The sequence below is a fragment of the Mesorhizobium sp. M0590 genome, assembly GCF_040320905.1.
GTDB lineage: Bacteria > Pseudomonadota > Alphaproteobacteria > Rhizobiales > Rhizobiaceae > Mesorhizobium.
The window spans coordinates 135,643-146,932 of sequence record NZ_JAMYQN010000008.1 but is presented as its reverse complement, the minus strand read 5'-3'; the positions used below and the strand labels follow the sequence as shown (position 1 = coordinate 146,932).

Below are 11,290 nucleotides of genomic sequence, written 5' to 3'. Positions count from 1 at the left end.
CCGGAATTGCTGAGTGCAATGATAGCAATGCAATCACTTTGCAACAAGCGCTAGAATATACGCCAGGCGATGTATACCAGCGTCAATGCGATCAGCCACAGCGCCAGCCGGCCGGAGCGGGTGTAGCGCGCCTCGGCCTTGCCGATGGCGCGCGCGGTCCTTTCGTCGAAACGCAGGCCGTTTTCGGCCATCAGGTCGATTTCGCGCGACAGCCGCTCGGTGCGGGCGGCGAGGTCCGGTGCCTGGCGGGCCAGCGCCAGCAGCGCGGTGGCGCCGTCGCGCACGTCGGCCAGCAAGGCGCGCGGGCCGAGATTGCGGGCAATCCAGCCGCTGACCACCGGTTCCGACGTCTTCCACATGTTGAAGGCCGGGTCGAGCGTGCGGGCGACGCCCTCGACAACCACCATGGTTTTCTGCAGCAGCACCAGTTCGGATCGCGTCGCCATGTCGAAGAGGTCGGTCACTTCGAATAGAAGCGTCAGCAGCTTGGCCATCGAGATGGTCTCGGCCGGCTGGCCGTGGATCGGTTCGCCGATCGCCCGGATCGCCTGGGCGAAGGCCGCGACATTGTGCTGGCGCGGCACGTAGCCGGCCTCGAAATGCACTTCGGCGACGCGCTGATAATCGCGCGTGATGAAGCCGTAGAGGATTTCTGCGAGGAACCGGCGCTCCTTCCTGCCGAGCCGGCCGGCAATGCCGAGATCGACGGCGACGATGGTGCCGTCGGCCTCGATGAAGAGGTTCCCCGGATGCATGTCGGCATGGAAGAAGCCGTCGCGCAGCGTATGGCGCAGGAACGACTGAACGAGATTGGCGGCGATCGCCTTCAGATCGTGGCCGGCGGCGGTCAGGCCGGCAATATCGTTCATCTTGATGCCGTCGACCCATTCCATGGTCAGCACGTCACGGCCGGTGCGCTCCCAGTCGACCGAGGGCACGCGAAAGCCGGGATCGTCCTTGGTGTTTTCGCCGAGCTCCGAAAAAGCAGCCGCCTCCAGCCTCAAATCCATTTCGATCTTGGTGGTCTGGGCCAGTGTCTCGGTCACCTCGACCGGCCGCAGCCGGCGCGACGACGGGATGTATTTTTCCTGTAGCCGGGCGGCGAGGAAATAGCTCTCGAGATCGCGAAAGAAGCGGCGGCGCACGCCCGGCCGGATGACCTTCACCGCCACTCGCCTAACGACGCCGTCCTGCAGCGTTTCGGCGGTATGGACCTGGGCGATCGAGGCGGCGGCGACGGCCTCGCCGAAACTGACATAGAGCTCGTCGATCTTGCGTCCGAGCGAGGCTTCTATCGCTGCAACGGCCTCGGCCTTCGCAAACGTCTGCATCTTGTCCTGCAGCATGGCGAGATCGAGCGCTATGTCGTTGCCGACGACGTCCGGCCGTGTCGCCAGGAACTGGCCGAGCTTGACGTAGGATGGGCCGAGCCGCACGACCGCCTTGGCCAGCCTGTCGCCGCGCTCATAGGCAAGCGCGCGACGGCGGGTGAACAGCCGGGCCATGCGCCAGCCGAATTTCGGCAAGCCGAAGAGCTCGTCACCGGGCAAAGCCGCGATGACACCCTCGCGGACCAGCACCCAGCCGGCCCGTACGAGCCTGAAACCAGCGCCGATGCTGCTCATGGCTGGCTTTGCCCTGCCGGTTTCCTGAACTGGCGCAAGGCACGTCGGAAAATGCGGGCCAGCCTCAAAGCTTCCAGCCCGAATGAAGCGCGGCGATGCCGCCGGAATAATTGCGGAATGAGGCGCGCTCGAAGCCTGCGCGCGAAATCATCGCCGCGAAATTCTGCTGATTGGGAAACTTGCGGATCGATTCGACCAGATAGGAATAGGGCTCGTCATCGCCGGTCACCACCTTGCCGATCCGCGGAATGGCGTTGAACGACCATGCTTCATAGACCTTGTCGAGCAGCGGCATCTCGACCTCGGAGAATTCAAGGCAGAGAAAGCGCCCGCCAGGCTTCAGCACGCGATAGGCTTCGGCAAGCGCCACATCGATGCGCGGCACGTTGCGGATGCCGAAAGCGATGGTGTAGGCGTCGAAAGTAGCGTCGGCAAAAGGCAGTTCCTCGGCATTGGCTTCGACGAAATCGGTATTTGCCGACAGGCCTTTTTTCTCGGCCCGGTCGCGGCCGACGGCGAGCATCGAGCCGTTGATATCGAGAACCGTTGCATGAGAGTGCCTGCCGCTCGCCTCGACGATGCGGAAGGCGACGTCGCCGGTGCCGCCGGCAACGTCGAGAACGCTCCAGCCCGGCCGCTTCGGTGGATTGAGCCAGGCGACCATGGCGTCCTTCCACAACCGATGCAAGCCGGCCGACATCAGGTCGTTCATCAGGTCGTAGCGGTTCGCCACCTTGTGGAAAACATCATTGACCAGGGACTGCTTGTCGCCTGGCCCTACCCGCTTGAAACCATAGGAGGTTTCCATGCCGCCCGCAGCAGTGGTTCTTTCAACCGACATCGTTTTGATCCGCCATAAAATCGGCGGGACCATAGCCGATCGATGGTGCGGGCGCTATTGTTTAAGGCGCGGTGTTCGGCCGCGCTTCGAAGCAGGTTCCGGAAAAGTGTCACACGGTTTTCCGACAGGAACTTGCGTCATAAGAAAAAGCCTGACGGGATAATTGAATGCCTTTGAAAGCAGAACTGCACTGCCACATCGAAGGGGCAGCGGCGCCTGAACTCGTCCTCCGCCAGGCTGAGAAATACGGCAAGGATGCCTCGCCCTACATCCAGGACGGCTCCTTCGTCTGGCACGACTTCACCTCTTTCCTCGCCGCCTACGACTTCTCGTCGGACCTGTTCCGCACCGAAGAAGACTATGCGCGGCTGGCCGATCATTACCTGACCAGCCTCGCCCGCGACGGCGCCATCTATTCCGAGGTTTTCACCTCGCCCGACCATGCCAGCAAGGCCGGGCTGTCGCCGAAGGCCTATACCGACGCGCTCGGCGAAGGCATGGCCCGCGCCAAGGCGAAGACCGGCATTGAAGGCCGCATGATCGTCACCGGCGTGCGCAATTTCGGTGTCGAATCGATCGAGCGAGCGGCGCGTTTCGCCGCGCGCTGCGGGCATCCGCTGGTCACCGGTTTCGGCGTCGCCGGCGACGAGCGGATAGGCGACCTGGAAGATTATGTCAGGGCCTTCGAGATCGCCCGCGAGGCCGGCCTCGGCATCACCGTCCATGCCGGCGAATTGATGGGCTGGGAGAGCGTCGAGGCGGCACTCGACCACATCCGCCCGTCTCGCATCGGCCATGGCGTGCGCGCCATCGAGAACCCCGAGCTTGTGCGGCGCATCGCCGACGAAGGCGTCGTGCTCGAATGCTGCCCTGGCTCCAACATCGCCCTGAAAATCTTCGACAGCTTCGCCGACCATCCCTTCCCCGCCTTGCGGGCAGCGGGCTGCAAGGTGACGCTCAACTCCGATGACCCACCCTATTTCTGGACCTCGCTGAAACGCGAATACGACATCGCTGCCGAGCATTTTGCGATGGACGACAAGGCGCTCACCGCCGTCACCAGGACGGCCATCGAGGCAGCCTTCGTCGACAGGAAGACCAGGGCGGCGCTGCTGGGCAGGCTCGGCGCCAAGGGCAGGTGAATGGTGAATGGTTCACCCGGCGCTTTGGTCCGTCAACCGCGAGTTTTTCCGCGCAACCAAGGACTCGCAAACCAGTTCACTATTCACTATTCACCATTCACCATTCATTTGCGCAGTTGGAGAACACCATGAAGGGCGTCACCGTCGTCGACCATCCGCTTGTCCAGCACAAGCTGACCATCATGCGCAAGAAGGAAACCTCGACGGCCGGCTTCCGGCGGCTGCTGCGCGAGATCTCGCTGCTGCTCGGCTACGAGGTCACCCGCAACCTGGAACTGACGACGACGACCATCGAGACGCCGATCGAAACGATGGAGGCGCCGACGCTGGAGGGCAAAAAACTGGTCTTCGCCTCGGTGCTGCGCGCCGGCAACGGCTTGCTCGAAGGCCTGCTCGATCTGGTGCCGGCGGCGCGTGTCGCCCATATCGGCCTCTATCGCGACCATGAGACGCTGGAAGCGGTCGAGTATTTCTTCAAGGCGCCAGGCGACCTCGCCGACCGGCTGGTGATCGTCGTCGATCCGATGCTGGCGACCGCCAATTCGGCGATCGCGGCGATCGACAAGCTGAAAGGCCGCGGTGCCACCAACATCCGCTTCCTCTGCCTGCTGGCGGCACCAGAGGGCCTCGAGCGGTTTACCCAGGCGCATCCCGATGTTCCGGTCTTCACCGCTTCCATCGACCGCCAGCTCAACGAAAAGGGCTACATCATGCCGGGTCTCGGCGATGCCGGCGACCGCATGTACGGCACCAAATAGACCCGTTTACCGATTGTTTACGCAAACGGCTGGTTTCCGCACTCGTTAAAGCGGCAATCACCTTGTGGGGCTAAGGATCGGCAACCAGGAAGGCCGGTCCATGCTGCGCAAGCTTCTCATCCTTGGCGTGTTTGCCGGAACGTCGGCATCGCTGCCGATCGTGTATCAGTCCAATTCACAGGTAATCGAGCGGCTGTTGAAATCCGCCATCGGAGCCAGGCCGGCCGACACACAAACCGACCTGAATCTCGCCGCCGTTCGGGACAGGCCGGCGACGCCGCAGCCGCTCGGCCGCAAGGTCGTCGTCACCGCGGACGCGCGCGGCCATTTCATGTCGGCCTTCAAGTTGAACGGCCACCAGATCGACGGCATGATCGATACCGGTGCCACGCTCGTCGCCATCAACACCTCGACTGCGCGCAGGATCGGCATCTCGCTCAATTCGACGGACTTCAGCCATCAGGTCAACACCGCCAATGGTGCGATCAAGGCCGCCGTGGTGACGATTGATCGCCTGCAGATCGGCAAGATCACCGTCGAGGGCGTCGAGGCCGTCGTGCTCGACGACAGGGCGCTGCACACCAACCTGATCGGCATGAGCTTTCTGCAGCGGCTCGAAAAATACCAGGTCGAAGACGGCAAGCTGCTGCTGGTTCAGTGATTACCCGCGCGGCAGGATCCGCCGGATGACGGTTTTCTCCGTGGCCGGTCTGGAAGTGCCGATCATATAGGCCGAAAGCACGGCGGCCGCGGCCGCTTCGGCATCCCCGGTATTACGGGCATGGACCAGCGCCAGCGCTTCGCCGGCCCGCACTTCAGCACCGACCGGCAACAGCCTGGTGATGCCAACGGCGTGATCGATCCTGTCGTCGGGCCGCGTCCGCCCGCCGCCAAGCCCGACCACGGCAAGCCCGATCTCGCGGGTCGCGATGCCGGTGACAAAGCCGTTCGCGCTCGCCTTGACCGCGAATTCCGTTGCCGCTTTCGGCAAATATTTTTCCGGATTGTCGACAAAGTCGACGGGACCACCCAGTGCCGCCACCATGCGCGCGAAGACGGCAGCGGCGCGGCCGCCGGCCAGCGTTTCGGCGGCGCGGCGCAGGCCGTCCTGGTTGGACGACACCAGGCCTGCCGATTGCAGCATCTCGGCGGCCAGCGCCAGCGTCACGTCCTCCAGCCGCCGGTCGCGAAAGCGGCCGGTGAGAAAATCGACGGCGTTGCGCACCTCGACCGCGTTGCCGGCGGCGGACGCCAGCGGCTCGTTCATGCCGGTGACCAGCGCCGAGGCCTTAAGGCCGGCGCCATTGGCGACGTCGACCAGGCTGTTGGCCAGTGCGGTTGCGTCGCGCGATTTCTCCATGAAGGCGCCGTTGCCGACCTTGACATCGAGCACCAGCGAACCAAGGCCGGCCGCCAGCTTCTTCGACAGGATCGAGGCGGTGATCAGCGGCACCGATTCCACCGTTCCCGTCACATCGCGGATCGCGTAGAGCCTGGCGTCGGCGGGTGCCAGATCGGCGGTCTGGCCGATGATGGCGCAGCCGGTTTCGAGCACGGTCTTGCGGAAGCGCGCAACATCCGGCTGGCTGATATAGCCGGGGATGGCATCCATCTTGTCCAGCGTGCCGCCGGTATGGCCGAGACCCCTGCCGGAAATCATCGGCACATAGGCGCCGCAGGCAGCGACGATCGGCGCCAGCATCAAGGAGACGTTGTCGCCGACGCCGCCCGTCGAATGCTTGTCGGTGACCGGGCCGGGCAGATCCGACCAGTCGAGCACATCGCCGGAATCGCGCATCGCCATAGTCAGCGCCACCGCCTCGTCGCGGCTCATGCCGTTGAAGAACACCGCCATGGCAAAGGCGCCGACCTGCGCGTCGGTGACTGTGCCGGCGGTCAGACCCTCGATGAAGAACGCTGTCTCCTCAGCCGAGAGCTTCTGGCCATCGCGCTTGCGGCGGATGATTTCCTGTGGAAGCATCAGGCGTCGACCCTGTGCTCCGGAAGCCCGTCCTGAAAAACACGCTGCAGAATGGTCGCCAGCCGCGCGCCGCCGACCGGCGCCATGTCCTTGGTCTCCTGGTGCGACAGCTCGGCTCCGGTCATGCCGGCGGCAAGGTTGGTCACGACCGAACACGCGGCGACGCGCAGCCCAAGGAAGCGGGCGAGAATGACCTCCGGCACCGTCGACATGCCGACCGCGTTGGCGCCCATGACGCGCGCCATGCGGATCTCGGCGGGCGTCTCGAAGCATGGGCCGGAGAACCACATATAGACGCCCTTGTGCAGCGTGGTACCGGTGGCCTTCGCCGCCTGCTCGATGGCGGAGCGGAGACCGGCGTCGTAGGCTTCGGTCAGGCCGACGAAACGGCGGTCGCTCGGTTCGCCGATCAGCGGGTTGGAGCCCGAGAAATTGATGTGATCGGTGATCAGCATCACCGAGCCCGGGCCCATCCCGGGATCGACCGAACCGGCGGCGTTGGTGAGGATCAGCCTGGAGATGCCGAGGCCGGCGAGCACCTCGAGTGCCGGCCGCATCGCCGCCGCGTTGCCGTGCTCGTAATAATGCGCCCGGCCGGACAGCATCAGCACCGGCGTGCCGGCAAAGAGCCCCGCCACCACCTCGCCGGCATGGCCGCTGACTCCGCTTCGGGGAAACCCCGGCAAGTCGGCGTAGGAGATGCGCACCGCATCCTCGACCTGGTCGACAAGCCCGCCAAGCCCTGACCCCAGCACCAAGGCGGTGGTCGGCGCCAGCCCGTCCAGCCTTTCGACGAGGTGATCGAGCGCTTCCTTCATTTCAGCACATCGCCTTCAAACCCGTATGGCAGCAACTCGCCCATGGTCACGGTCTCAACCACGCCGCTATCATCGCAGAGATAGAATTTCGTCTCCGGCCGGCAGAATTCCGCCAGCCGCTGCCGGCAGCCGCCGCAGGGCGAGCATTTTGCCACGCGTTCGGCGATCACGGCGATTTCCGTGATCTTGCCGCCGCCGCCCATGACGTAGTGGCCGAGCGCGGTGGTTTCGGCGCACCAGCCCTCCGGATAGGACGCGATCTCGACATTGGCGCCGGTGAAGACACGGCCGTCCTCGGTGCGCAACGCCGCGCCGACCGGAAATTTCGAATAGGGCGCATAGGCCTTGGCCATGGCGGCTTTCGCCGCTTCGAACAGATCATGAGCCATGATAGATCAGCGTTCCTTGACATACGGCACGCCGCCGGCGCGCGGCGGGATTGCCTTGCCGATGAAGCCGGCAAGCAGGATGACGGTCAGCACATAGGGCAGCGCCTGCATGAATTGCACCGGCACCTTGCCGATCATTGGCAGTGGCGTGCCTTGCAGGCGGATCGACGCCGCGTCGAGGAAGCCGAACAGCAGGCAGGCGAACATGGCGTTGACCGGTTTCCATTTGGCGAAGATCAGCGCGGCCAGCGCGATGTAGCCCTTGCCGGCGGTCATGTCCTTCACGAAGCCGCCATTCTGCACCATCGACAGATAGGCGCCGGCAATGCCGGTGAGCACGCCGGTGCAGATCAGCGCCCGGTAGCGCAGCCAGGCGACTGATATGCCGGCGGTGTCGACGGCGGCGGGGTTCTCGCCGACGGCGCGCAGGCGCAAGCCGAAGCGGGTGCGAAACAGCACCCACCAGGTGAACGGCACGGCCAGGAAGGCGAGATAGACCAGCACGGAATGGCCGGAGATGAGTTCCGAATAGATCGGCCCGAGGATCGGCACGCTCCTGAACGCCTCCGCGCCCGGCCAGGTGATTGCCTCGAACCGCTCGCCGGCGGCCAGCGCCGGCGTGCGCCCGCCTTGCTGGAACCAGGCTTGGCCGAGCATGATCGTCGATCCGGCGGCAATGAAATTGATCGCGACACCCGAGACGATCTGGTTGCCGCGATGGGTGATCGAGGCAAAGCCGTGGATCAGCGCGAAGGCAACCGAAATGAGGATGGCCATGCCGAGGCCGAGATAGGCCGAGTGGAAGACCGAGGCGGCGGCCGCACCGGCGAAGGCGCCGACCAGCATCTTGCCCTCGAGCCCGATGTCGAAGACGCCGGCGCGCTCCGAATAGAGGCCGGCGAGGCAGGCGAGCAGCAAGGGCACCGACAGGCGGATGGTCGAGTCCAGGACCTGCACGATGGCGTTGAAGAAATCCATCTCAGGCGCCCTTCCCCTTGACCGCTTCCATGCCGACCGATTTCGGGCTGAGCGAGGCGAACAACGCCTGGACGTAGGGCCGGAACATATGCTCGAGCGCGCCGGCGAACAGGATGACCAGGCCCTGGATGATAACGATCATGTCGCGGCTGATCGCCGGCATCTCGAAGGCGAGTTCGGCGCCGCCCTGGTAGAGCATGCCGAACAATATTGCCGCCATGACGATGCCGACCGGATGCAGGCGGCCCATCAGCGCCACCGCGATGCCGACGAAACCGGCGCCCGAAACGAATTCGAGTGCGACATTGTGCTGGTCGCCCATCGTCGGGTTGAGCGCCATCATGCCGGCTAGCGCGCCCGAGATCATCATCGCGATGATGATGATGCGGATCTCCGAAATGCCGGCATAGCGCGCCGCTTTCGGGCTGTGGCCATAGGTGCGCATCTCGTAGCCGAGCTTGGTGCGCCAGATCAGCACCCACACCAGGAAGGCCATAGCTAGCGCCAGCAGGGAACTGACGTTGAATGGCGCCGAACGGATTTTGGCGCCGAACAATTCGATGACCCAGTTGAGCTTCGGCAGTTGCGCGCCTTCGAGGAAGGTGCGCGTCTGCGGTGCCATCGAGGCGGGGGGCTTCAAGTACCCGACCAGCGCACGGACCATGACGCTGGCGGCGATGAAATTGAACATGATGGTGGTGATGACGATGTGCGAGCCGCGCTTGGCCTGCAGATAGGCCGGGATCAGCGCCCACAGCGCGCCCATCGCCGCGGCGGCGATAATGGCGATCGGGAAGGTCAGCCACCAAGGCAGCACGCTGTCGAAGGCCAGGCAAACGATGCCGATGCCGAGACCGGCGATATAGCCCTGGCCCTCGCCACCGATGTTGAACAGGCCGCAATGCGCCGCAACCGCCACCGAAAGCCCGCTGAAGATGAAGGTGGTGGCATAGAAAAGCGTGAACGCGATGCCTTGGCCGCGGCCGAAGGCACCCTCGACCAGGACGACGGCTGCGCGCAGTGGGTTCTCGCCAACCAATATGACGACGAAGCCGGCAACGACGAAGGCGACGAACAGGTTGATCAGCGGGATCAGGACGTAGTCGGCCCAGGCCGGCAGCTTGGCATAGGGAGTGCTCATTCCGCCGCCTCGCGCTGCTCGACGCCGGCCATCAGCAGGCCGAGCTCGCCCTCGGTCGCGTCGGGGCCGCGTTCGCCGACGATGCGGCCGGCAAACATCACCAGGATGCGGTCGGACAGCGAGCGGATCTCGTCGAGCTCGACCGAAACCACCAGCACCGCCTTGCCCTGGTCGCGCATGGCGATGAGGCGCTTGTGGATGAATTCGATGGCGCCGACATCGACGCCGCGCGTCGGCTGGCCGACGATCAACACGCCGGGATCTTGTTCCATTTCCCGCGCCAGCACGATCTTCTGCTGGTTGCCGCCGGAGAAATTGGCGGTCTTGAGGCGGCAGTCCGCCGGTCGGATGTCATATTTGACGATCTTGTCCCTGGCATCGTTACGGATGGCATCGATGTCAAGGAACGGCCCCTTCAGATAGCGCTCGTCGTCCTGATAACCGAGGATCGAATTCTCGTTCTCCTCGAAGGCCAGCACCAGCCCGACATGATGGCGGTCCTCCGGCACATGGGCGAGGCCGCGCTCGCGCAGTTCACCGGGATCGGCGGCGCCGGTGAGGTCGATCGGCTTTCCGTCGAGCATAACGGAGCCCGAAACGGCATGCCTGATGCCGGAAATCGCCTCGAGCAGTTCGGACTGCCCGTTGCCGGCGACGCCGGCAATGCCGACGATCTCCCCGGCATGGACATCGAAAGAGACGTCGTCGACCATGGTGACGCCGCGGGAATCCTTCACCGTCAGGTTCTTGACCGCGAGCTTGACGCCGCCGGCCTTCGCCTCGCCCTTCTCGACGCGCAGCAGCACGCGCCGGCCGACCATCAGCTCGGCCAGTTCCTCGACCGTGGTCTTCCTGGTTTCGCGTGTCGCCACCATCGTGCCCTGGCGCATCACCGAGACGGTGTCGGTGATCGCCATGATCTCGCGCAGCTTGTGGGTGATCAGCACGATCGTCTTGCCCTGCTCCTTCAGCTGCCTGAGGATGCGGAACAGATGGTCGGCCTCGGCCGGCGTCAGCACGCCCGTCGGCTCGTCGAGGATCAGGATCTCGGCGCCGCGATAGAGCGCCTTGAGGATTTCGACGCGTTGCTGCAGGCCGACCGGCAACTCCTCGATGATGGCGTCGGGATCGACTTCGAGCCCGTATTCGCGCTCGAGCCGCTCCAACTCGGAACGCGCCTTGGCGATGCTCTTCTTCAGCAGCGCATCGCTTTCGGCGCCGAGAATGACGTTTTCCAGCACCGAGAAATTGTCGACCAGCATGAAATGCTGATGCACCATGCCGATGCCGAGCGCGATCGCATCGTTCGGCGTCTTGATCGATGCCGGCTGGCCGCCGACACGGATCTCGCCGGAATCGGCCTGGTAGAAACCATAGAGGATCGACATCAGCGTCGACTTGCCGGCGCCGTTTTCGCCGACGATGCCATGGATAGTGCCGCGCATAATCTCCAGATTGATGTCGCGGTTGGCGCGCACGGCGCCAAAGCTCTTGTCGATGCCGATCAGCTCGATTGCGGCTTGCGCCATGCAGCCTGTTCCCACTGTTATTTTTTTACCGCTTGGTCAAACGCCTAGCATGACGCCCAGTCTGTGCCAATTGGGTCCGTACCAATTG

General features: G+C 64.3%; 11 protein-coding genes. 3 read left to right on the top strand and 8 right to left on the bottom strand.

All coding sequences use genetic code 11. The features are described 5' to 3' along the window. Positions 1-50: 50 nt before the first annotated feature. Entirely contained in the window at positions 51-1,625 is a 1,575-nt protein-coding gene (ubiB, locus tag NKI52_RS15665) for a 2-polyprenylphenol 6-hydroxylase (RefSeq protein ID WP_352677537.1), read from the bottom strand. Between the two features lie 64 nt (positions 1,626-1,689). Continuing rightward, on the bottom strand, positions 1,690-2,466 hold the full coding sequence (ubiE, locus tag NKI52_RS15660) for a bifunctional demethylmenaquinone methyltransferase/2-methoxy-6-polyprenyl-1,4-benzoquinol methylase UbiE (RefSeq protein WP_352698522.1): 777 nt from the start codon (positions 2,464-2,466) through the stop codon (positions 1,690-1,692). Positions 2,467-2,633: 167 nt separating this feature from the next. On the opposite strand from ubiE, the gene NKI52_RS15655 reads away from it, so the two are divergent. The 3 genes from NKI52_RS15655 (at position 2,634) to NKI52_RS15645 (ending at position 5,027) form a co-directional block, all read left to right on the top strand. Further along, positions 2,634-3,608, top strand: a complete 975-nt coding sequence (locus NKI52_RS15655) for an adenosine deaminase (protein WP_352698520.1) — start codon at positions 2,634-2,636, stop codon at positions 3,606-3,608. Positions 3,609-3,736: 128 nt separating this feature from the next. Next, a complete protein-coding gene (upp, locus tag NKI52_RS15650; protein WP_023675320.1) occupies positions 3,737-4,366 on the top strand; it encodes a uracil phosphoribosyltransferase in 630 nt (209 codons plus the stop codon). 100 nt (positions 4,367-4,466) lie between these two features. Beyond that, on the top strand, positions 4,467-5,027 hold the full coding sequence (locus NKI52_RS15645; protein ID WP_352677542.1) for a TIGR02281 family clan AA aspartic protease: 561 nt from the start codon (positions 4,467-4,469) through the stop codon (positions 5,025-5,027). On the opposite strand, the gene deoA is transcribed toward NKI52_RS15645, so the two are convergent. The 6 genes from deoA to NKI52_RS15615 are packed head-to-tail and all read right to left on the bottom strand — an operon-like array spanning position 5,028 to position 11,202. After that, positions 5,028-6,347 carry a thymidine phosphorylase gene (deoA, locus tag NKI52_RS15640; RefSeq protein ID WP_352568188.1) on the bottom strand — a complete coding sequence of 440 codons (1,320 nt, stop codon included), beginning with the start codon at positions 6,345-6,347 and terminating at the stop codon, positions 5,028-5,030. Next, positions 6,347-7,165, bottom strand: coding sequence for a purine-nucleoside phosphorylase (locus NKI52_RS15635; RefSeq protein ID WP_352448279.1), 819 nt, complete (start codon positions 7,163-7,165; stop codon positions 6,347-6,349). Before NKI52_RS15635 ends, deoA begins: the two co-directional genes overlap by 1 nt. After that, entirely contained in the window at positions 7,162-7,554 is a 393-nt protein-coding gene (cdd, locus tag NKI52_RS15630) for a cytidine deaminase (RefSeq protein ID WP_023675315.1), read from the bottom strand. The genes NKI52_RS15635 and cdd overlap by 4 nt, the downstream gene beginning before the upstream one ends. Before the next feature lie 6 nt (positions 7,555-7,560). Next, on the bottom strand, positions 7,561-8,532 hold the full coding sequence (locus tag NKI52_RS15625; protein ID WP_352576206.1) for an ABC transporter permease: 972 nt from the start codon (positions 8,530-8,532) through the stop codon (positions 7,561-7,563). A 1-nt stretch (position 8,533) separates the two neighbouring features. After that, positions 8,534-9,673: an ABC transporter permease gene (locus NKI52_RS15620; RefSeq protein ID WP_023675313.1), complete on the bottom strand. Its 1,140-nt coding sequence runs from the start codon at positions 9,671-9,673 to the stop codon at positions 8,534-8,536. Beyond that, a complete protein-coding gene (locus NKI52_RS15615) occupies positions 9,670-11,202 on the bottom strand; it encodes an ABC transporter ATP-binding protein (RefSeq protein WP_352616400.1) in 1,533 nt (510 codons plus the stop codon). The genes NKI52_RS15620 and NKI52_RS15615 overlap by 4 nt, the downstream gene beginning before the upstream one ends. Between the last annotated feature and the right edge of the window lie 88 nt (positions 11,203-11,290).